We start from the raw sequence: 21,324 nt of genomic DNA on the forward strand, positions 1-21,324 counted from the left end.
TTTTTTGTTTGCATACAGCCTCTGCTGGTTCGTTGCTGTTTATTGTTTCTTTAATAAAGAGACTACACCGGCATATAGTTAACTAGTTACTCCTGAAGAAGGCTGGAGAAGGAGGTGCCGCCGTGAAAAAGATCGTGGTCGCCGGAAGGAACGATTCCGGGAAATCGACCGTCGTCGGCGAACTCTACAAGGGGTTAAGGGCCAGGGGATACCAGCCGCTGGCCGTCGGCTCCGGGGTGCAGGATGAAAAACCCTACTACTACAAGGGGGTCGACCCGAACTACGTCACCATCGCTATACCGGAGAGCGGGCGCGACGTGGCCGAGGATATCGAACGCGTGCTGAGGCACTGCGTAAACCTGATCAAGGAGAAGAACCAGCTGATCCTGCAGGCCCGCAGGGCACTGGACGACCTGAACAAGGTACGCTCGGTCCTGGAACTGGGCCACCTCTCTCAAAAAGACATCCCGCCGGTTTCGACCATCCCCGACGTGGCCCTGATCGAGGCCGTCGGCATCAACGACGGCTATAAATCCCCCGAGAGCCGGCAGATCGCCGACGTGCTGGTCTCCGTGGTGCCGGCGAACATGAAGAGCGAGATTCTGATGGACACCGGGAACATCCTGCTCGACGAGGCCGACGTGCTGGTCGTGACCAAAGTGGATGAAACGCCGCGCAGCGTCACCTCGACCACGGTCAAGCTCCTCCAGCGGTTCCACCGTTATAAGCCCATTATCCCGGTGGTGGCCACGCAGGGGGTGCATATGGAACTGGTCGTCGATGAGGTCGTTAAGAGGTTCATCGAACCCATGGTCCTCATCGACCAGCCGGCGGGGACGGTTATCGATTAGTCCCGGCGGTCCGCCTGCGTTCCGCAGCGGGAGGGGATGGTAGTGTAAGACTTTAGTAGGTAACCAGAGGGGTTACGAAGAAAAGAGACCTCTGGCGGCTGCCCCGGAGGGCAGCCGACTCCCGGGCAAGGAGTGAGAGGTCTCGTGATCAAAGTTCGCCTTATCGTGCAGGTAGTCCTTCTGTTGGCGAAGGGGATCTTCGAGATTTTACGGTCGGTTGCCAACGTAAGAGAGCTGGAAGAGAGAATGCAGCGTTTAGTGCAAGAGGCGGCTCTCAGGCTTTTTCGTGCGGCATTGGAAGAGATCGACGGGGCATTCGCCGCCCAGAGGGACACCAAGAAGTACAAGAGCGTCGGGTTCCGTGAGCGGACCCTGATCACCAGCTTCGGCGAGTTAAGATTGAAGAGGCGCTTGTATCTGGATACGGAGACAGGCGACTACCGTTTCCTCCTGGACGAGGCCTTGGGGTTAACCGAGGGGCAACGGATGAGTCCGCGGATAACCGAACTGACTGTAGAACTGGCGACAGAGATGCCCTTTCGCCGGGCTGAGAAAATCCTCAGCTATTTAGTGCCGGGGATCAGCGCCATGACCATCTGGTCGCGGGTGCAAGAAAGCGGCCGACGTGCGGCTGAGCACAGCGCCTTGCGACGGGCCGCGATATTCGAACAAGGCGCGGTGCCGGCGGGGAGCAAAGAGATCCGCACCCTGTTCATCGAAGCCGACGGCGTCTGGGTAAGACAGCAACGGACCCGGGAACGCGGCGGAGAGATCAAGCTGGTGGTGGGATACGAAGGGAAAGAAGGGTGTCCCCGGTCCTTAAAAGGGCGACAGACGGTAGCCGGGCTGGTCGACGGTGAAGCTATTTGGGAAGAGGCAAGCGCCGTATTCGGCGAGCGGTGGGCCTTAGAGAAAGTAGCGCAAGTACGGATTGGAGGCGATGGAGCACCCTGGATCGCGAACGGGGGGAAGGCCTGTTTCCCCGGGGCCAGCTACCACCTGGATCCCTTTCATCTCCGGCGGCGCTTGACCGAGGCCCTGGCCTTCAGCGAAGAGATTTATGGCGAAGTCAGCACTTGCATTGCTAGGTTGAATCAAGAGGCCACCGTGGCGGTCTTGGATCGGGCCTTAAAGAAGGCTCGGGGGCGCGCGGCGCGGAAGCGTATCCGAGAGCTGAAGCAATACCTCATCGACAACTGGGAGGGGATCAGCACTTTACCGGAAGAGGAAAGGCTGGGCACCATCGAGGGGCAGGTACGGCACACCCTGGCCCGGCGGATGAAACGGATTGGAGCGCGCTGGACTCCGCGCGGGGCAGACCATATGGCTCGTTTACTGGCCGCCCGTGCCAATGGTGAACTTAGGGTTTATGCGGCGTCTGACGGCGTCGTGAATGCGCCGCTGTTGGAGCAGGTGATCCGCGTTGGGGGTATTGAGCAGCCGCAAAGGCTAAGACGGGAGGACCTGGAGAACTGGCTCAGAGCAGAAATGCCGGCGCTCAAAGGCCCTTGTGCCGGCGAACCGTGGGTCAAACACGTCTTGCGGCAATTGGCTTCTCTGCCGGCCTTACTGTCGGCGTAAGCTAAAATAATCCACGGGAGTCTACCTACTAACTCTTGACACGGCCGGAGGGGATGTTGCGCTTCCAAGGCGGGCGTGAAAATGGTATAATCAAACAACGCCGGTCGCTTTTTGCAGCGCTCCGGCCGACAGCCGATGAACGCCCGAGGAGCTTGCCGTTGTGCCGTTTTTGACCGATACCGTGACCAAAGACAAACTGCTGCGCATGGCCCTTGTTTTGTTCGCTCTTTCCGTGATTGCAACAGGGCTTATCGGGCTGTTCGTGGTTTCATCTCTGGGACCGGCCGCTCCCGGCAGCACGGCGACGGTGCGCGTGGAGATCCCGCCCAGGGTGACGAGCGGCCAGATCGCCAGGCTGCTGGCCGACAAGGATGTCATCAGGAGCGCCGGGGCTTTTCGCCTCTATGCGTGGTATAAAGGTCTCGACGGGTCGTTGCGGGCCGGCGAGTATGACCTTTCCCCCGGCGATTCCGTTCCTCAGATTATCGTGCAGCTGGTTGCCGGACGGGGGACGCTCCATTCATTCACGGTGCCTGAAGGTTACAATACCGAGCAGATCGCCGATCTGCTCGCCGCAAAGGGCCTGGCCGACCGTGAACGGTTCCTGGACGCGGCGGCCCATTACGATTTCGGCATCGCCTTCGTCAAAGGCCTGCCCGAGGGCGAGCGCCGCCTGGAGGGCTACCTTTTCCCCGATACTTACAGCATCGGCAAGGACGTTACGGAAACGGTCATCATCAACCAGATGCTTTCACGTTTCGCCAGGGAGGCGGAGCTTCTCAACCTTGATGAGGAGGCGGCCAAAGCCGGACTCACCTTTCACCAGGCCGTAACACTGGCTTCCTTGATCGAACGCGAGGCCAAAATCGATCACGAGCGGGCCGTTATTTCCGGGGTGCTCCATAACCGCCTGCGCATGAGCATGCCGCTCCAGGTCGACGCCACCGTGCTGTACGCCCTCGGCAAGACCGCCACCGAGCAGGTGACCTACAAGGACCTCGAGGTCGCCTCCCCGTACAATACCTACCGGGTCGTGGGGTTGCCCCCCGGCCCTATCGCCAACCCCGGTCGGGCGTCCCTTGAAGCCGCCGTGCATCCCGCCAGGGTCCCGTACCTTTACTACGTCGCCAAGGCGGACGGAAGCCACGCCTTTGCCCGTTCGCTCGCCGAGCACAACGAGAACATCCGCAAGTACCGCTGAGACTGTTTGACGGTGTTCCGCTCCTGATGCGGATACTGGAAGAAACCTCCGGTCACACTATTAGTAACTAGATAGCTGACTGCGAGGTTTTTCTGTGTCCGGATTTTCTCAAAAAAGAATAGCCATGCTCGGATGGGGGCTTGTGACCTGTCTGGCGCTGCTCGTCTGGCGCCTGTCCGTCATCCAGATCGCCGAGCACGAGCGGCTTGCCGCCGCCAACGCCCGGCAGGTCTCGGTCAGCGTTTCCCTGGAGGAGGTGCCGCGGGGCAACATCCTCGACCGCAACGGTGTGCCTCTGACCGGGTTCGAGAGAGCCGACAGGATTGTGGTCATCCCTCAGCTCCTGGAAGACAGGGCGAAGGTAGCCGAAGAGCTGGCCGCCGTCCTGGATGTTCCGCGCGGGGAGGTCGAGACGGCCCTGGAAAGCGCCTGCTGCCTCCCGTACAACCTTGATGTCCGGCAGAAGAAGCTCATCCAGGCCTCCCGGCGGCCGGGAGTGTATGTGGCCGAAGTCGTGCTCAGATACGGGGAAAACCAACGGGCTTCGCACCTCATCGGCTACGTCGGCCCCATCGCATCGACCGAAGAGTTAAACAGCCTCCGGCAGTACGGTAAGCCGTACCGCCTGGGCGACCTTGTGGGGAAGTCCGGCCTCGAAAAATATTACGAGCCGGATCTTAAGGGCCTTTACCCGGTGAAGACGGCGCGCTGCTACGTCGACGCCTGCGGGAAACCGCTCCCGGGTCTGGGGTACGTGGAGGGTAAAGAGCGTGATACAGGGCGCCGGGACCTCATCCTGACAATCGACCGGGAATTCCAGCAGGCTGTCGAGGATGTCCTGGACCGTCATATGGTTTCAGGCGCCGTGGTGGTGATGGACGTTCAAACCGGCGACGTCCTGGCCATGGCTTCGCGGCCGGTTTTTGACCCGCGCCGGCCCGGCGAGGCTTTAAAGGAAACGGAGGCTTTTGTCAATCACGCGCTTGCGCTCTACCAGCCCGGGTCGGTCTTTAAGACGGTCGTTGCCGCCGCCGCTCTTGAACGGGGAATTGTAAGGCCCGACAGCGAGTTTATCTGCGCCGGGCGCGGCGAGCAGCTGATCGCCTGCTGGAAGGATGAAGGCCACGGCAGGCTGACCTTCGCCGACGCCTTCGCTAACTCGTGCAACCCCACGTTTGCCAAAGTCGCTTTCAAGCTCGGGGCCGACGGGATTATCGAGTATGCCCGGCGCTTGGGTTTAGGCGAGCAACGGCTGCTGGGGTTTCCCTACCCGCCCGATCCCCGTCAGGACCTGGACATGATCGCCGAGCCGTACAATCTCGTCAACGCTGCGGTCGGTCAGGGCCCCGTACTGGTAACGCCTCTGCAGGTGGCGTCAATGGTGGCGGCTATCGCAAACGACGGGGTGTACCGCGTACCCCGGCTGGTCCGGGAAGTCCGGCAGGGCGGCACGGTGCTGCGGATTGTGACAGCCGATCAAGGAAAGCGCGCGGTGTCCCCGGGCACGGCCGCCACGCTGAGGGAACTCATGACACTGGTAACGACGGCCGGCAACGGCCGGGGCGGTTACCTAGCCGGACCGGGAAGCGCCGGAAAGACCGGAACGGCTCAGGTCGGCGACGGCACGCGGACCAGCGGCTGGTTTGCGGGATATTTTCCGCTCGACAGACCCCGGTTTGCCATCGTCGTTCTGGCGGAGAACGCGGAAAGCGGGGGAAAGACGGCCGCGCCCCTGTTCCGCGAAATAGCCCGGGCTATTATTGAGCAAGGCGGTTTGCCTTAACTGCGCCTGTATTAGTGCCAGCGTATTTACGCTAAAGCCCAACTATATTAAAATGAAGATAATTAACTTGTTGATGCGCCTTTGGGTTCGCCACTTCATTTAGAGGGTGATCAGCGTGATTATTCGCGGGCAGCAGATCCGTCTTCTGCGTGAGGAGCGGGGTTACACCCTCCAGGAACTCGCCAGCCGGGCACATCTGTCTCTCTCCTACCTTTCGGAAATCGAACGGGAATCCAAGCGCCCTTCCCTGAAGACCATCGAGAAACTTGCTGCGGCCCTCAATGTTTCCAAGGCGCGGTTGCTGGACGGGGGATCGGGCAAAGACGGAGCCCTTTCCATCGGCGAGAAAATCAGGGTGATCCGCACGGAGAAGGGCATGTCTTTGAATGACCTGGCCTCCGCCGCCGGGATCTCGCCTTCCTACCTCAGCGAAATCGAGCGGGGATCGGTTTACCCCTCGCTGGCGACACTGAAGCAAATCGCCAGGGAACTCGGGGTTTCGGCGCTCGTCCTCATGAGCTACGAGGGTTCGCTGGGGCATAAACTAAAAACTCTGCGTGAAGAATATGGAATGACCCAGGCGCAGCTGGCGCGCGCGGCGGGGGTCACGGCCGGGCTGATCGGCCAGATCGAACAGGGCAAAGTTCAGCCTTCCCTGAAAACCCTGGAAAAGCTGGCCCAGGTCATGGGGGTTACTCCCTGTTATTTCATCATGGAGCCCGGGGCCGTTGACCAGATGCTCAGCATGATGAACCCCGAGCTGCGGGAGCTGTTGATGCACCCCAATGTCCAGGCCATTTTGAACATGGCGTGTAACCTCAGCCGCAGCGAACTCCAGTTTGTGCTGCAGTTTATCCAGTTGTACAAGCAGTCGGGGTGTGGCAACGCGTCGGGCTGACGGGCGTGCTCCGTTTTCGACGGCTGGGTCTTGTCCGGTGGAATCTTCTGTATTAAAATAGTAAGAAGTTTGAACCAGGGGGAAAGGTGTTAACCCGATGCCGATTTACGAATACAAATGCAATAATTGTGAGCATAAATTCAGTGTCTTGCTGCCCGTAACCGAAAGGGCCAGAGTTACGTGTCCCAAGTGTCTGTCGGATAACGTCCGCCGGGAGTTTTCGCTTTTTGCCCCGCGCTCTAGCGGTGCGAACACTTGCAGCAGCAGCGGTTCCAGCGGATGAAGGTTTTAAACGGGAGACGGTTGTTTCCCCTAACTTTTTAGAATTGGGAGGATGGTTCTGCAGATGGCACTCGAGATTACCGAAAACAATTTTGAGCAGGAAGTTCTCCAGAGCCGGGAGCCTGTGCTGTTGGATTTCTGGGCGGCGTGGTGCGGACCCTGCCGCAGCATCGCGCCTATTATTGAGCAGGTGGCCGTTGAGTTCAAAGGCAAAATGAAAGTGGGCAAGGTCAACGTCGACGAAAACAGGGAACTGGCCATCAAGTTCGGTATCAAGGGCATTCCCACCCTGCTTTTCTTTAAGGAAGGAAAGGTCGTCGGACAAGAAGTGGGGTACGTGGCCAAGGACACCCTCGTGGACAAAATCAACACGATACTGGGGTAGTTGAATGTGAACGAGGCTTTAGTGAGCTATCTCGTTAAGGGTATGTCTTGCGAACATTGCAAGAACGCGGTCGCGAAGGCCGTCCGCAGCGTTAACGGAGTGACGGCGGTGGAAGTCAACCTCCCTGCGGGGGAGGTCGTCGTCCGTCTGCGGGATCCGGCCGTTGCCGGGCTTGTCAGGGATGCCATCGTCCGGTCGGGGTACGACGTCGCCGCTGTCCGGGACAAAACGATCTGAACATCGGCTCGACGGCAGCGTTTTTCTTATTTGTGCTTGTAACTCCTGCGACGCTGTGGTATACTTACCTTGATTTGGATTGCGAGGAGTTTTCCGAAGGAGTGGGTTGACCCCACTCCTTCGTCTTAATACTTGTTGAGAACGAGGAGGATTTAGGTGACCGTCAATAAGGTAGCGGCCAGGGTGGAGGAGCTGGCTGCCCCGCTGGCAAAAGCTCAGGGTGTGGAACTCGTGGACGTCGAGTACGTGAAAGAGGGAGGGCAATGGTACCTCCGTCTTTTTATTGACAAGCCCGGCGGAGTCGGGCTTGTTGATTGTCAGGGCTTATCGGAAAAGCTTGACAAGGTCCTTGACGAGGTCGACATCATACCGCACGCCTACTTTTTGGAGGTATCCTCTCCGGGGTTGGAGAGGCCGCTGAAAAAGAGGGAGGATTACGTGCGATTCGAGGGCCGTCTGGCCAACATCAAGACGTTCGCGCCGATCAACGGGCGCAAGCGGTTTTTGGGACGTATCAAGGCCAGTCACGATGACGGCGTTCTCCTCGACACCGGCAAGGAAGAGATTATCATCCCTTGGAGTTCTATCGCCAGCGCGCGTCTGGCCCTTGAACTATAGGGGGTTACGTATGGAGGGTGCCACATGAACACTGAGTTCCTAGCGGCTCTGCGCGACCTGGAAAAAGAAAGGGCCATCGCTGTCGACGTTTTGCTGGAAGCGATCGAAGCAGCGCTTCTGTCAGCTTTCAAGCGTAATTTCGGCTCTTCGACGAATGCCAGGGTGCACATCGACCGCCATACGGGCGATGTCAAGGTCTTTGCCAAGCGCACCGTCGTCGAAAAAGTAGAAGACCCCGGGCAGCAGATCAGCCTGGAAGAAGCGAGAAAGATCAATCCGGCCTATGAATTGGACGACGTGGTGGAAACCGAAATCACGCCCCGCAACTTCGGGCGGATCGCGGCACAAACCGCCAAGCAGGTTGTGGTTCAGCGCATTCGCGAGGCCGAGCGTAATATCGTCTTCGAGGAGTTTTCCAATCGCGAGGGCGACGTCGTTACCGGAACGATTCAGCGTATCGAGCAACGCACCTGCTATATTGAGCTGGGCAAGGCCGAGGCCGTACTCACCCCCAACGAGCAGATTCCGGGAGAGATCTACCGGCCGGGGCAAAGGATCAAGACCTACATCGTGGAGGTCAAGAAGACCAGCAAGGGCCCGTTGATTGTCGTGTCGCGGACCCATCCGGGTCTTTTGAAGCGGCTGTTTGAGATTGAAGTGCCGGAACTGCACGAGGGTATCGTCGAGCTTAAGGCGATTGCCCGCGAGGCGGGGATCCGGTCCAAGATCGCCGTCTATTCGAGCGACGAGAACATCGACCCCGTAGGCGCCTGCGTCGGTCCCAAGGGCGTGCGGGTCCAGGCCATCGTCAACGAGTTGAACGGAGAGAAAATCGACGTAGTGCGATGGTATTCCGATCCTTCAAAATTCGTTGCCGCGTCCTTAAGCCCGGCCAAGGTGATCGCCGTCGAGGTTTGGGAAGACGAAAAGATAGCCCGCGTCATCGTTCCTGATTATCAGCTTTCGCTGGCGATAGGCAAGGAAGGACAGAACGCGCGCCTGGCCGCCAAGCTGACGGGGTGGAAGATCGACATCAAGAGCGAGAGCCAGATGGCCGAGATATATCAGGAGTACCTATCCCAAGGCTACGAAATCTAAAGGATCGTTGAAAAACGTAGTCTGACACATGGGAAGCGAGAGGCGAGATGTCAGAGGTGAGTACTCGAAGGGATTCGCTTTCGCGAATTCCACCCTAAACCCTCACATCCGACTTCCCACATCCCACTTCTTGATTGAATGGGGGGTTAAGGTGGCGCGCGTTAAGAAGGTCCCTCTGCGCAAATGCGTCGGCTGCCAGGAGATGAAGGCCAAACGGGAGTTAATACGCGTTGTCAGGACGCCTGAGGGAAATATAGAACTCGACTTGACAGGGAAGCGGGCCGGGCGCGGCGCCTACATCTGCCCGAACGCCCGCTGCTTCGACGCCGCCGTCCATGCCAGGAGGCTGGCCAAGGCTTTGCAGTGCAATATCGGCCAAGAGGTATTACTTCGGGTCCGGGAGGCGATTGAAGGGCGTGAACTCGGTATTCAAACTGCTGGGCCTGGGGCAAAGAGCCCGTAGCGTGGTTTCGGGTGACGAAGGCGTGCGGGCCAAGCTGGAGCGGCGCCAGGCCAAATTGGTCATTATCGCGGGCGACGCGGCCCCCAGCACGCGCGACGATTTTGTCGCGCTGGCCAGGCGGTTCGGTGTTCCCTGCGTCGTTTACGGACAAAAAGGAGAGCTGGGCGCGGCCGTCGGCAAATCGCCGAGAGCGGTGCTTGCCCTGCTTGACGATAATTTGACGAAAAGGATTCTCAGCCTATTAACGCAACCGGAAGACTAGGCCCTGGTGTCCCGGTAATTTGGAGGTGGTTCGGTGGGCAAAAAGAGAGTACACGAAGTTGCTAAGGAGCTGGGTCTTGAGAGCAAGGAACTGATGAATGTTCTCAGCGGGCTGGGTATCAGCGTGAAATCACCCTTGAGTACCCTGGATGACGCGCAAATCGCCGCTGTGGGCAGGCATCTGGGCAGACCGGCCGCAAAAGAGGGCGCCGATGCGCGGCGCAAAGAGAGCAGGCAGCCTTCGAAGAAACAGGCTGCCGGCCCGGGTGCCGAGGCCGGTGCCCCGCCGCCCGATGCCGGAGCGCGGAAGGCCCAGCCTGAGCCTGCTGCTCCCGGGCCCGCTGCTCCCGGGACGGCGCCCAAGCCCCGCCCTGTCCGCCTTAGCCAGTATGGACCAGGTCTAGTCGATAATGTGCCACAGCGACCACCCGACCGGAGATTTATGGAAAGGCCGCTGAACCTGCCCGGCAATATCAAGCCTCCGGTGCCATTCCTTACGGAGAAGAGGCCCGAAGAGCCGGCTCGCGAGCCCGCTCCCGGCGTTCAGGCGCCCGGCGAGGCTCCGGCCCGCCCGCCGGGGCGCGAAGAGACGGCCAAGACGGCACCGCCGGCGGCAACCGAGGCCGGGACCAAGGCCGCGCGAGGCCCGGCGGGGCCGGCCCCGTCTCCCCGGCCCGCTCCGCCCGCCAGGCAGGAAGGCAAAGCCGTACCGGGCCGTCCCCGTATCAGGGGAGGCCGGCGGCCCCGGCGGGGCGCCGAGGCCGCCTTTCCAGGGCCAGCAGCCGCCCCGCGACAACCGCAGCGTAGGGACGCGCCCCGGCGGCGGCATGCCGCATCATCAACAGGCGGGAGCCCGGCCCGATGGGCGTCCGCCAGCCCGCGACCAGGGCGCGGGGTTCCGTGGCGTCCAGGGCCCGGGTCCCCGTCCGGGTGGCGGGTATGCCGGAGGCCCGCGTCCCGGAGGCCCCCGACCGGCCGGTCCCCGGCCGGCGGCAGGCCGCCCAGGCCGCGTGCTCGACCTGAACAAGGCTATTCCCAAACCGCCGACACAGGTTGTCGAGGCGAAGCCCGACAAGGGAGCTGCCCAGCAGCGCCTGGCGGCGAACAAGGAGCGTGGCCCTCGCGAAAAGCGGTGGGATGAACGCAAGCCGTCGATCAGCGAGGCCAAGCTCCTGCCGCGCGGCCGTCGCCCCGCGCGTATGGAGAGGCCCCCGGTCGAGAAACGTACGGTGGTTTTGACCGATGCGTTGACTGTTAAGGACCTTGCCGAGAAGATGAGCGTCAAGGCGGCCGACGTCATCAAGGAACTGATGATGCTTGGCGTCATGGCGACCATCAATCAGGAGATAGACATCGATACGGCTTCCATCGTGGCCAGCGAGATGGGCTACCCGGTGGAGATCAAGAAAGAGGAAGACATCGAGGAAGTTCAGCTCGTCCAGGAACAGGAGGACGATCCCGGCGACCTGGAGCCCAGGCCTCCCGTGGTGACGGTTATGGGGCACGTGGACCACGGTAAGACCTCGCTGCTTGACGCTATTCGCAACGCCAATGTGACCGCCACCGAGCACGGCGGCATTACGCAGCATATCGGGGCTTACCAGGTTCAGCATAAGGGCAAGAAGATAACCTTCCTCGATACCCCGGGACACGAGGCCTTTACGGCGATGCGCGCGCGCGGCGCCCGGGTTACCGACGTGGCCATTCTTGTCGTGGCGGCCGACGACGGCGTTATGCCGCAAACCGTGGAGGCCATTAACCACGCCAAGGCGGCGGGGGTGCCGATCATCGTCGCGATCAACAAGATCGACAAGCCGGAGGCGAACCCCGAGCGCATCAAGCAGCAGCTTACCGAGCACGGGCTCGTCGTCGAGGAGTGGGGCGGAGACGTTATCGCCGCCCCGGTGTCCGCCCTCAAGCACCAGGGCCTCGAAGAACTTCTGGAAATGGTGCTCCTGGTCGCGGAAATGAGCGAGTTCAAGGCCAATCCGAAGCGGTTGGCCCGGGGAACGATCGTGGAGTCGAAACTGGATAAGGGGCGCGGTCCGGTGGCTACCGTCCTGGTACAGAACGGAACGCTGCGGACGGGCGACGCCATTGTTGCCGGTCCGGTATTTGCCAGGGTGCGGGCGATGATCGACCATAAGGGCCGTTCGGTCAAGAAGGCCGGTCCCTCGATGCCCGTTGAAATACTTGGTTTTTCCGAGGTGCCGGCGGCCGGCGATACCTTCTTCGTCGTCGAGGATGAGAGGGTGGCCCGCCAGATCGCCATAAAACGGCAGGCCAAAAAGCGCCAGGAAGAGCTCAAAGCCGTCGGGCGGATCAGCCTGGAGGACGTCTTCAAGCGCATCCAGGAAGGCGAGGTTAGGGAACTGCCGCTTATTCTCAAGGCCGACGTCCAGGGTTCTGTGGAGGCTCTGGCCCAGGCCCTCGAACGCCTGAGCACGGAAGAAGTGAAGGTGCACCTGATCCACCAGGGAGTGGGCGCGATCAGGGAAACCGATATCCTTCTCGCGTCGGCCTCGAATGCCATCATCATCGGGTTCAACGTCAGGCCCGACGTTAATGCCCGCCGCGCTGCGGAACGGGAAAAGGTCGAAATCAGGCTCTACCAGGTTATTTACGACGCGATCAACGATGTTCGCGCCGCTCTTTCCGGCCTGCTCGAGCCCGAATACCGCGAGGTCGTGCTGGGCCACGCCGAGATCCGCAAGGTGTTCCACGCCTCCAAGCTGGGCAATATCGCCGGATGCTACGTGACCGAGGGCAAGATAACACGGGACGCCAACGTGCGGCTGATTCGTGATGGAGTGGTCATCCATCAGGGCAAGCTATCATCGTTGAAGCGCTTCAAGGATGACGTCAAGGAAGTGGCGCAGGGTTACGAGTGCGGACTGACGCTGGAAAACTACAACGACATTCATGAAGGCGACGAACTTGAATTCTTCACCACCGAAATGATTAAGCGCGAGCTTTAGGAGGTGCCGCGATGGGCTACCGGCCGGAGCGCCTGGCTGAAGTTGTCAAGGAAGAGCTGTCCGACCTGCTGAAACAGATGAAGGACCCGCGCCTTGGGTTTATCACCGTAACCGGAGCCGAGGTCTCTCTGGACCTCAGGCACGTTAAGGTTTTCGTCAGCGTCTTCGGGCCGGAGGAGCAGCAGTCCCAGTGCATGCAGGTCCTGAACAAGGCCCAGGGTTACTTGCGGACCGAACTCGGCCGGCGCATCAGGCTGCGGCACACTCCGGAACTGACCTTTAAGCTGGATCATTCCATAAGCGAAGGGATGCGCCTCAGCGCCCTTTTGGACGAGCTGAAAAGGGAGAGGCCCGGGCGTAATGAATAAAAGCCTGCGGGAAATAGCAGACATACTGCTCAAGGCGCACAGCGTGATTCTGGCCGGGCACGTTATGCCCGACGGGGATTCCGTGGGCTCGACGGCCGCCCTGGGGTTGATGCTCGAGCACCTGGGCAAGAGGGTTACTCTTGTCAGCAACGACCCTATCCCGTCGACATACACCTTCCTGCCGGGATCGGACAAGTTCGTCATCGGCCGGGTGCCGGCCGGGGAGTACGACCTTTTTGTCGTGCTCGACTGTTCGGTTCCGGAAAGAACAGGCGAGTCGTTGAGGGTACTTCTCGACAAGCCGGGGCCCGCTGTCTTAAACCTGGATCACCATGCGTCGACGCCTCCTTACGGCGACTACAATTACATCGACCCCAAGGCTTCGGCGGTGGGGGAAATCGTCTTCGACCTGGGAGAGCTGCTGGGGGTCCCGTTGAGCCTGGATATCGCCACCTGTTTATATACGGCGATCTCCACCGACACCGGGTCCTTCCGCTACGACAACACCACCGCGGGGACCCATCGCCGCGTAGCCCGGCTGATCGAGTGCGGCCTGTCGCCCTCGGAGGTCAGCACGCTGATCTACGACGAAAAGCCGCTGTCTTCGCTGCGTTTGCTGCATGCCGTCCTGGGTACGCTGAAGGTCAGTCCATGCGGAACGGTGGCCTGGATGAGAATGACGCGCCGCATGGAAAGAGAAGCTGGAGCAACCGACGACGAAGCGGAGGGCCTGATCAATTACGCGCGCGTGATCGAAGGCGTCGAAATCGCCCTCTTCTTTCGGGAGACAGGGCCCGACCGGTACAAGGTGGGTTTCCGCTCCAAGCGCGCGGTCGACGTCAGTAAGCTGGCCCAGCTCTTCGGCGGGGGCGGCCACCCCCGGGCGTCGGGATGCTCGGTCGAGGGCCCCTACGAGGAAGTTGAACAACGCCTGGTTGACGCTGCCGTTGCGGCGGCAAGAGAGGGTTTGCATGGACGGTATTCTAAATATCCTAAAACCCCCGGGGATGACCTCACATGACGTTGTCAGCTTTGTCCGGCGTCAGAGCGGTTTAAAGAAAGTCGGTCACAGCGGGACGCTTGACCCCGGCGCCTGCGGGGTCCTGGTAATCTGCCTGGGCAGGGCGACCAGAAGCATACGGTTTCTCAGCGCCAACGATAAGACCTACCGTGCCGAAGTCACCTTCGGCCTTACAACTGACACGCAAGACGCTTTCGGAAAAATCACCTCCCGCGATGATGCTTCCTCGCTGAGCGCGGAAGAGATTCTTGCCGCCCTCAAAAGCCTGGAAGGCAGGCAGATGCAGGTTCCGCCCATGATTTCCGCCGTAAAACAGGGCGGCAGAAAGCTGTACGAAATCGCCCGCGAGGGCCTGGAAGTGGAGCGCGAGCCGAGGGCCATCGAGGTGTATGCAATCAAGCCCGTACACCTTGCCGGCCTGGGGACAAGCCATCCCCGTGCCTTGTTCGATGTGCACTGTTCCAAGGGAACTTACGTCCGTACGCTGTGCCACGAGGCCGGGCGCCGTCTGGGAAAAGGTGCGTGTCTTTCTTTCCTTTTGCGCACCTCGGTTGGCAGTTTTGACCTTCAGTCTTCTCTGACGCTTGGAGAGGTGAGGTTTTCAGCCGCCGCGGGCAGACTAAAACAAAGACTCATCGCTGTGGACGAAGCGCTGGCCTTTTTGCCGGGCGTCGTTGTCAGGCCGAGCGCCAGGGCCGCTGTCCTTTCGGGGAGAAGGCTCTTCGCGGCGGGCGTAACTTCAATGCCTGAAAAACTGCAAGGATTCGTAAGACTGGTGGATGATCGCGGGCTTTTAGCCGTGGCCGAATGCTGCGAGACCGAGCCAGTTTCTTTTCGGCCCGTATGGGTCTGGGCGAGACAGGACGACGGGGAGGCGCCGTAGGTGGATGTAAGAACCGTGTTTCACGGTCTCAAAACCGAATACCCGCGGATCATGCTTGGCCTGGGGAATTTTGACGGCGTGCATCGCGGGCACCAGGAACTGATCGCCGACGTGGTCAAAAAAGCGCAGACCAGCGGCTGCACGCCGGCCATATTCACCTTCAACCCTCACCCGCTCGCCGTTCTCCGACCGGAAGCGGCGCCTCCCATGCTGCTTTCGCCGCAGGCCAAGGAGCGTCTGATTGCGCGCCTCGGCGTCGAGCTCTTGCTCGCCGTACCGTTTACGCTCGACTTCGCCAGGCTTTTGCCGGAGGAATTCGTGGCCAGGGTACTGGTTCGGGAACTGAGCGTCAAGGCGGTCTTCGTCGGTTACAACTACACCTTTGGCTACAAAGGAAAGGGCACGCCGGAGACTTTGAAGAAACTCGGGGCCCTGCACGGTTTCGAAGTGCATGTTATCCCTCCGGTAAGCATCGACGGGCGTGTTGTCTCCAGCACCCTGATCCGCGAAGAGCTTTTTGCGGGCCGTATCGAGGAGGCCCGGAAGCTGCTGGGGTACCACCCGTTTGTTGAAGGGGTCGTTGTCCAGGGCGACAGGCGGGGCCGCAGCCTTGGTTTCCCTACGGCGAACCTGGAGCTGACCGAAAGCCTGTTGACCCCGCCGAACGGCGTTTACGCGGTCAAGGTTCAACTCGACGGCGAAACCTACTTGGGTGTGGCCAACGTGGGTTTGCGCCCGACATTTAAGGACAACAATAACAGCAGAAACATTGAAGTCCACCTTTTTGATTTCCAGGGCGACCTGTACGGGGTGCCGATTAGGATTCTTTTTCAGCGGCGCCTGCGCGACGAAAAGAAATTCGCCAGCGTGCAGGATTTGATCCGGCAAATTGAAGATGATATCCGTGCCGCCCGGGCGGTCAATATTGATTAAAAAAGCCGTCCGTTCACCAAGGAAGTTGGATGACGTTTACATCTGCTTTTGACTATGCTAAAATAAGGCGGGTGTAAAGGTGGGCTGCAACTATGAACGACGCGCTTCTCAAACTGCCCGAGGCAGAGATGAAGAAGTGGGCCGAGCACATAGCGATGATCTGCCTTAGCGACGACTTCAGGCAGTTGAGGGATGAGCTGGAGGGGTTATACCGGGCGGCCGATATCGAACAAGCGCATCTGGCGGCCTTCAGCGACGCGTTGTTCGCCTTTCTTGCCGAAAAAGCGGCCAAGAGTGAACAATGACGCGCGTCAAGAGTGAACAATGACGCGCGTTATCATTACGGAACACGCCCGCAAGCGCCTGAAAGAAATGCGCCAGCAGGATATAAGCATTGCTGATATTGTGTCGGCGGCCAGGTCCATTCCCGGCACGATCGTCGCGGCGACAAGGTTTCGCGGTTTTACCGCGCGTTCGGGACGGGTATTCGATATGGTCGTGAAGGACATTCCCACCGGCCGCCTGGTGATCACCATTATCGGGAAGTGATGAACTGCATGCTAGGGTGAGCGTACCTCCGACGTCACGCTTGGCTTGCAGCGATTCAAAGCATAATCTGTGGAGGTGTTTTTCGTTGGCTCTCAACCCCAATCGTAAGCAGGAGATTATCAGCAAATTCAGGATTCACGAGAATGACACGGGATCGCCCGAGGTGCAGGTGGCCATCCTGACCGAGCGCATCAACTCTTTAAGCGAGCACCTCAAGGAACACAAGAAAGACTTTCACTCCCGCAGAGGGCTCCTGAAGATGGTCGGGCAGCGCCGGGCCTTGCTGAACTACCTGAAAGAAAACGATTTTGCCAGGTACCGTGCCATTGTAGAAAAACTCGGCTTGCGTAAATAAGGGGGACTATACCCCCCTTTTTTGCTATCACCGCAGACGAAATGTGGAGGGAAAAGGATTTCATGTCGCAACAATATATAAGACGCAGCATAGAAATCGGCGGCCGCGAACTGAGTGTGGAGATCGGCCGGATGGCGGGTCAGGCCAGCGGGTCGGCCCTGGCGCGCTACGGAGATACGGTGGTTCTGGTTGCCACCACGGCCGCCCAGTTGCGGGAAGGCCTTGATTTCTTCCCCCTGATGGTTGACTACGAGGAACGCCATTACGCTGTGGGTCGTATACCCGGCAGCTTCATGAAGCGCGAGGGACGCCCCGGTGAAAAGGCCATTCTGAACGCGCGCCTGATCGACCGTTCCATCCGTCCCTTGTTTCCCAAGCAGCTGCGCAAAGACGTGCACGTTGTGGCCACCGTGATGTCGGTCGACCAGGACTGCGCGCCCGTGATTACAGCGATGTTCGGGACGTCTTGCGCTTTGATGATCTCCGACATCCCGTTCAACGGCCCCATAGGCGGGGTGATCATCGGCCGGGTGGACGGGCGGCTGGTCGTCAATCCTACCCTGGAGCAGTCCGGCAAGAGCGACCTGCACCTCGTCGTGGCCGGCACCGAGACGGCCGTGAATATGGTCGAAGCCGGCGCGAATGAAGTCCCCGAGGACGTGATCATCGAGGCGATCGAGCTCGCCCACGGGGAAATCAAAAAGATCGTGCGGTTTGTCAACGAACTGCGCGCCGAGTGCCTGGCCCTGGGCCTGGCCAAGGAAAAGGAAGAGGTTTCCCCCGTAGAGCCGGCCCCCGAGCTGGTCGCCGCGGTTAAAGAGAACGCCAGGCAAAAGCTCCGCGAGGCCGTGCTTTACTGTAAGGACAACCGCCTGGAGAAAAAGCCGCGCGAGGAATATCTGGAAAACGTGATCAAAGAGCTGGTGACCGCGGCCCTGGAGACTTTCCCCGAGCAGGAGGCCGCGATCAAGGAGATCGTCGACGCAACCGAAAAAGAAGTGGTCAGGGAGCTGATCGCCAGGGAGAAAGTCCGCATCGACGGGCGCGCCCTCGACGAGATCAGGGCGATCAGCGTCGAGGCTGGCATCCTGCCCCGGACGCACGGCTCCGGTCTGTTCCAACGGGGACAGACGCAGGTTCTCTCGGTCGTCACGCTGGGTGCCATCAGCGACGAGCAGATTCTGGACAACCTCGAGGCCGAGGAAAGCAAGCGGTTTATGCACCACTACAACTTCCCTTCCTACTCCACCGGGGAAACGCGCCCGATACGGTCCCCCGGGCGGCGCGAGATCGGTCACGGGGCCCTGGCTGAAAGGGCGATCGAGGCGGTTATCCCGCCGGAGGACAAGTTCCCTTACACCATCCGCATCGTCAGCGAGGTCCTCTCCTCGAACGGCTCGACGTCCATGGGCAGCGTCTGCGGTTCGACCCTGGCGCTGCTGGACGCCGGCGTGCCCGTGAAGGCGCCGGTGGCCGGTATCGCCATGGGCCTCATCAAGGAAGGCGATGACTTCACGATCCTTACCGATATCCAGGGGATCGAGGACCACCTGGGCGACATGGACTTCAAGGTGGCCGGCACGCGCAAAGGCATTACCGCGCTGCAGATGGACATCAAGATCGCCGGAGTCAACACCGAGATCCTGGGCAGGGCGCTCGCCCAAGCCAGAGATGCGCGGATGTTCATCCTAGACAAGATCGAAGAGCTTCTGCCCGCGCCCAGGCCCGAACTGTCGCCGTATGCGCCGCGGGTCCTGCATACCGTTATCGACCCCGACAAGATAAGGGAAGTCATCGGTCCCGGAGGTAAAGTCATTCGCAAGATCACCGAGGAGACAGGCGCCGATATCGACATCGAGGACGACGGGCGGTGCTTTATTACCGCTCCCAACCGCGAGGCGGCCGAAAAAGCGCTTTCCCTGATCAACGCTATTACGGCCGAGGTGGAGATAGGCAAGGTTTACCTTGGTCGCGTGGTCAAGGTCATGGATTTCGGCGCGTTCGTGGAGGTTATTCCCGGCGTTTTTGGCATGTCCGGCAAGGACGGCCTTGTGCACATTTCGCAGCTGGCGCCGGTCCGGGTGCGGGCTGTCGAGGATGTCGTCAAGGAAGGCGACCAGATCCTGGTCAAGGCCATCGGCTACGACCCTCAAGGCCGCCTGAAGCTGTCCAGGAAAGAAGCGATGACTCCCGAGGAACTGGCGACTTACAAAGGGGTCAAGGACGCTGCGCTGCCCGAGCGCGGCGAATCCGGCGACCGCGACCGCGGCGGCCGGAGGCCGCGTTCCCGCTTCGGGGGCGGCGGCCGCTCCAGCTAAGCCGGCGACGGCTGAGCAGAACAAATTTTACGACAACCCCTGACGGGGGTTGTTTGTTTTGATAGCAAATTTGCCGGGGCGCCCGCATAGTCATCACATGAGGTGAAGGACTTGCGAGCGTATTTTTTCAGCGGCAGGAAGATGGTTCTGCTAGTGGTTGCCGTGGTGGTCCCCTTGATCGGCGGATACCTGATGAGCCTGGAAAGGGCCGCCGTCCCGACGGTTGCGGAACCGATCTATAACGGTCCCGAAGACGGGAAGCGCGTCGCCCTGACCATAAACGTGGACTGGGGAGAGGAGTACCTGCCGGCGGTACTGGAAACATGCAAGCTTAAAAACGTTAAACTGACCTTTTTTGTCACCGGCCGTTGGGCGGCGAAGTTTCCCGACCTCGTGAAGCAAATGGCCGCTGCCGGACACGAAATCGGCAGTCATGGCTACGCGCACCCCCACCCCGATCACCTGTCCGTTGACGGCAATATGCGTGATATCCAAAAGGCGGAAGAGGTGCTCCAGGACATCCTGGGGGTTAAGCCCCGCCTGTACGCCCCCCCGTATGGGGAACGGGGAAACGCCGTTCTCCTGGCCGCCGAACAGCTGGGGTATAAGACGATCCTCTGGAGCGTAGATTCGGTTGACTGGAAATACAGGGATCAAAGGGCCATCATAAAACGCGTAACCCGCAAAATCCACCCCGGCGGGATCGTCCTGATGCATCCGACGGCGGCGACGGCGGCGGCGCTCCCCGACCTCATCGACGAACTTAGGATGCAGGGTTACGAGGTGAGGACGGTTTCGGAACTGCTTGAACAAGGCAAAGGACCTGACAATGCAGGTCCTTTGTTAATTGTAGGAGCGTATTTGGGATATGCTGTAAAGCGTGGAGCCGACTGCAGGATTTTCATGGAACGACGCGAATTGTTGGCGTGGAGGTAGAAGTATGGTAAGAAAGGTGACCCTCGCGAACGGGGTGCGCATTCTCACCGAGGAGATCCCCTACGTTCGCTCGGCCGCTGTGGGGATCTGGGTCGACGTCGGGTCGAGGGACGAAAACGAAAGGTTGAACGGCGCGTCGCACTTCATCGAGCACATGATGTTCAAGGGGACGGGCAAGCGGACCGCCAAGGACATCGCCGAGGCGCTCGATGCGGTCGGCGGCCAGCTTAACGCCTTTACCACCAAGGAATACACCTGCTATTACGCCAGAATTTTGGACGAGCATTTCGGGCTTGCCGTCGACGTCTTGACCGATATGCTCTTCAACTCCAGCTTCAGGGAAGAGGACGTCGAGCGGGAAAAGAACGTTATCGTGGAAGAAATCAAGATGTACGAGGACGCCCCCGACGAACTTGTGCACGACGTGTTCGCCAGCACCCTTTGGATGGGTCACGTTCTCGGCAGGCCGGTCATCGGCAACGCCGGCGTGGTCAAAGATATGTGCCGCGAAGACCTGCTCGCTTTCTACCGCGATCACTACCTGGACGGCGGGATAGTGATCGCGGCCGCCGGCAACATCAGGCACGAGGACGTCGTGGAGCAGCTTCAAGGGACGTTCGGGAACCTGCCGGCGGCGGCGCGGGTCAGGCGGCTGGATACCCCCACGCCTTGTCCGACCGTAAACTTCAAGGCCAAGGATACCGAGCAGGTGCACCTGGTACTGGGGACGCAGGGCTTGCCGTTCGGCGACGAGAGAATTTATCAGATTCAGGTGCTCAACACCGTTCTCGGCGGGGGCATCAGCTCGCGGCTTTTCCAGCAGATCCGCGAGGACCGCGGTTTGGTGTACAACATCTATTCCTATCACAGCTCGTATCACGATACCGGTGTCTTCTGCATCTACTGCGCGCTGTCCGGCCACAACGTCAACACGGTGCTGGAGCTGGTTATGGCCGAAATCGACAAGCTCAGGCGGGAGCCCGTCGACCGGGACGAGCTGAAAAGGGCGAAGGACCAGATCAAGGGAAATTTCCTGCTCAACCTCGAAAGCGTGAATACGCGGCTGACCAGGCTGGGGAAATCGGAGCTCTACCTGGGCAAGATCGTGCCGCCGGATGAAGTCGTGCGGAAGGTGGAGGCGGTGACCGCCGAACAGGTGCAGGACCTCGCCCGTAAGCTGCTGCGGCCTGACGCCTTTTGCCTGGCCTCGGTGGGCGCCTGGGAGGACGGCCGGTTCTGGCAGGAGGCGCTTGGGAGGCTTTTATAAAGCCTGAGCGTAATCGCTGCGACGGAGTGGCGCCCCGCCACTCCTTTTTAATTACAGC

Annotated in this window: 25 protein-coding genes; 24 read left to right on the top strand and 1 reads right to left on the bottom strand. The window is 60.1% G+C overall.

Annotation, left to right across the window (positions count from 1 at the left end; all coding sequences use genetic code 11):
- The first annotated feature begins 122 nt into the window (after positions 1-122).
- From ACPV0M_RS03575 to ACPV0M_RS03630, 12 genes are all read left to right on the top strand, one after another.
- On the top strand, positions 123-851 hold the full coding sequence (locus tag ACPV0M_RS03575; RefSeq protein ID WP_425621602.1) for a hypothetical protein: 729 nt from the start codon (positions 123-125) through the stop codon (positions 849-851).
- Between the two features lie 144 nt (positions 852-995).
- Positions 996-2,432, top strand: coding sequence for an ISLre2 family transposase (locus tag ACPV0M_RS03580; protein ID WP_425621603.1), 1,437 nt, complete (start codon positions 996-998; stop codon positions 2,430-2,432).
- Positions 2,433-2,592: 160 nt separating this feature from the next.
- Positions 2,593-3,633 (top strand): endolytic transglycosylase MltG, encoded by a 1,041-nt coding sequence (gene mltG, locus ACPV0M_RS03585; protein WP_425621604.1) that lies wholly within the window; start codon positions 2,593-2,595, stop codon positions 3,631-3,633.
- A 94-nt stretch (positions 3,634-3,727) separates the two neighbouring features.
- Positions 3,728-5,416 (top strand): peptidoglycan D,D-transpeptidase FtsI family protein, encoded by a 1,689-nt coding sequence (locus tag ACPV0M_RS03590; RefSeq protein WP_425621605.1) that lies wholly within the window; start codon positions 3,728-3,730, stop codon positions 5,414-5,416.
- Positions 5,417-5,531: 115 nt separating this feature from the next.
- Positions 5,532-6,314, top strand: a complete 783-nt coding sequence (locus ACPV0M_RS03595) for a helix-turn-helix domain-containing protein (RefSeq protein WP_425621606.1) — start codon at positions 5,532-5,534, stop codon at positions 6,312-6,314.
- A 97-nt stretch (positions 6,315-6,411) separates the two neighbouring features.
- Positions 6,412-6,597 carry an FmdB family zinc ribbon protein gene (locus ACPV0M_RS03600; RefSeq protein ID WP_425621607.1) on the top strand — a complete coding sequence of 62 codons (186 nt, stop codon included), beginning with the start codon at positions 6,412-6,414 and terminating at the stop codon, positions 6,595-6,597.
- Positions 6,598-6,660: 63 nt separating this feature from the next.
- On the top strand, positions 6,661-6,981 hold the full coding sequence (gene trxA, locus ACPV0M_RS03605; RefSeq protein WP_425621608.1) for a thioredoxin: 321 nt from the start codon (positions 6,661-6,663) through the stop codon (positions 6,979-6,981).
- Positions 6,982-6,987: 6 nt separating this feature from the next.
- Positions 6,988-7,218, top strand: a complete 231-nt coding sequence (locus ACPV0M_RS03610) for a cation transporter (RefSeq protein WP_425621609.1) — start codon at positions 6,988-6,990, stop codon at positions 7,216-7,218.
- Between the two features lie 156 nt (positions 7,219-7,374).
- Positions 7,375-7,836, top strand: a complete 462-nt coding sequence (gene rimP, locus ACPV0M_RS03615; protein ID WP_425621610.1) for a ribosome maturation factor RimP — start codon at positions 7,375-7,377, stop codon at positions 7,834-7,836.
- Positions 7,837-7,860: 24 nt separating this feature from the next.
- Positions 7,861-8,934: a transcription termination factor NusA gene (gene nusA, locus ACPV0M_RS03620; RefSeq protein ID WP_425621611.1), complete on the top strand. Its 1,074-nt coding sequence runs from the start codon at positions 7,861-7,863 to the stop codon at positions 8,932-8,934.
- Positions 8,935-9,085: 151 nt separating this feature from the next.
- Positions 9,086-9,397 carry an RNase P modulator RnpM gene (gene rnpM, locus ACPV0M_RS03625; protein WP_425621612.1) on the top strand — a complete coding sequence of 104 codons (312 nt, stop codon included), beginning with the start codon at positions 9,086-9,088 and terminating at the stop codon, positions 9,395-9,397.
- Position 9,398: 1 nt separating this feature from the next.
- Positions 9,399-9,659, top strand: a complete 261-nt coding sequence (locus ACPV0M_RS03630; RefSeq protein WP_425621613.1) for a L7Ae/L30e/S12e/Gadd45 family ribosomal protein — start codon at positions 9,399-9,401, stop codon at positions 9,657-9,659.
- Positions 9,660-10,058: 399 nt separating this feature from the next.
- Here ACPV0M_RS03630 and ACPV0M_RS03635 read toward each other — a convergent pair whose 3' ends face one another.
- Positions 10,059-10,487, bottom strand: coding sequence for a hypothetical protein (locus tag ACPV0M_RS03635; RefSeq protein ID WP_425622246.1), 429 nt, complete (start codon positions 10,485-10,487; stop codon positions 10,059-10,061).
- Between the two features lie 32 nt (positions 10,488-10,519).
- Here ACPV0M_RS03635 and ACPV0M_RS03640 point away from each other — a divergent pair, with 32 nt between their 5' ends.
- From ACPV0M_RS03640 to ACPV0M_RS03695, 12 genes are all read left to right on the top strand, one after another.
- Positions 10,520-10,681 (top strand): hypothetical protein, encoded by a 162-nt coding sequence (locus ACPV0M_RS03640; RefSeq protein WP_425622247.1) that lies wholly within the window; start codon positions 10,520-10,522, stop codon positions 10,679-10,681.
- Positions 10,669-12,636 carry a translation initiation factor IF-2 gene (infB, locus tag ACPV0M_RS03645; protein WP_425621614.1) on the top strand — a complete coding sequence of 656 codons (1,968 nt, stop codon included), beginning with the start codon at positions 10,669-10,671 and terminating at the stop codon, positions 12,634-12,636. The genes ACPV0M_RS03640 and infB overlap by 13 nt, the downstream gene beginning before the upstream one ends.
- A gap of 11 nt (positions 12,637-12,647) precedes the next feature.
- Complete coding sequence (gene rbfA, locus ACPV0M_RS03650) at positions 12,648-13,004, top strand: 30S ribosome-binding factor RbfA (protein ID WP_425621615.1); 357 nt, start codon at positions 12,648-12,650, stop codon at positions 13,002-13,004.
- The gene (locus ACPV0M_RS03655) at positions 12,997-14,025 is read left to right on the top strand and encodes a DHH family phosphoesterase (protein ID WP_425621616.1); all 1,029 of its coding nucleotides are present in this window, start codon (positions 12,997-12,999) and stop codon (positions 14,023-14,025) included. Before rbfA ends, ACPV0M_RS03655 begins: the two co-directional genes overlap by 8 nt.
- Positions 13,976-14,908 carry a tRNA pseudouridine(55) synthase TruB gene (truB, locus tag ACPV0M_RS03660; RefSeq protein WP_425621617.1) on the top strand — a complete coding sequence of 311 codons (933 nt, stop codon included), beginning with the start codon at positions 13,976-13,978 and terminating at the stop codon, positions 14,906-14,908. The genes ACPV0M_RS03655 and truB overlap by 50 nt, the downstream gene beginning before the upstream one ends.
- A complete protein-coding gene (locus ACPV0M_RS03665) occupies positions 14,909-15,841 on the top strand; it encodes a bifunctional riboflavin kinase/FAD synthetase (RefSeq protein WP_425621618.1) in 933 nt (310 codons plus the stop codon).
- A 92-nt stretch (positions 15,842-15,933) separates the two neighbouring features.
- Positions 15,934-16,146, top strand: a complete 213-nt coding sequence (locus ACPV0M_RS03670; RefSeq protein ID WP_425621619.1) for a hypothetical protein — start codon at positions 15,934-15,936, stop codon at positions 16,144-16,146.
- A gap of 19 nt (positions 16,147-16,165) precedes the next feature.
- Complete coding sequence (locus ACPV0M_RS03675; protein WP_425621620.1) at positions 16,166-16,390, top strand: hypothetical protein; 225 nt, start codon at positions 16,166-16,168, stop codon at positions 16,388-16,390.
- A gap of 85 nt (positions 16,391-16,475) precedes the next feature.
- Positions 16,476-16,745 (top strand): 30S ribosomal protein S15, encoded by a 270-nt coding sequence (rpsO, locus tag ACPV0M_RS03680; protein WP_425621621.1) that lies wholly within the window; start codon positions 16,476-16,478, stop codon positions 16,743-16,745.
- A gap of 62 nt (positions 16,746-16,807) precedes the next feature.
- Positions 16,808-19,063, top strand: a complete 2,256-nt coding sequence (locus ACPV0M_RS03685) for a polyribonucleotide nucleotidyltransferase (RefSeq protein WP_425621622.1) — start codon at positions 16,808-16,810, stop codon at positions 19,061-19,063.
- A 141-nt stretch (positions 19,064-19,204) separates the two neighbouring features.
- Positions 19,205-19,999, top strand: a complete 795-nt coding sequence (locus tag ACPV0M_RS03690) for a polysaccharide deacetylase family protein (RefSeq protein ID WP_425621623.1) — start codon at positions 19,205-19,207, stop codon at positions 19,997-19,999.
- 4 nt (positions 20,000-20,003) lie between these two features.
- The gene (locus ACPV0M_RS03695) at positions 20,004-21,266 is read left to right on the top strand and encodes a M16 family metallopeptidase (protein WP_425621624.1); all 1,263 of its coding nucleotides are present in this window, start codon (positions 20,004-20,006) and stop codon (positions 21,264-21,266) included.
- Positions 21,267-21,324: the final 58 nt, after the last annotated feature.

This window comes from Desulfosceptrum tomskiensis (assembly GCF_049818055.1).
Classification (GTDB): Bacteria; Bacillota; Desulfotomaculia; order Desulfotomaculales; family JASEER01; genus JBFLVT01.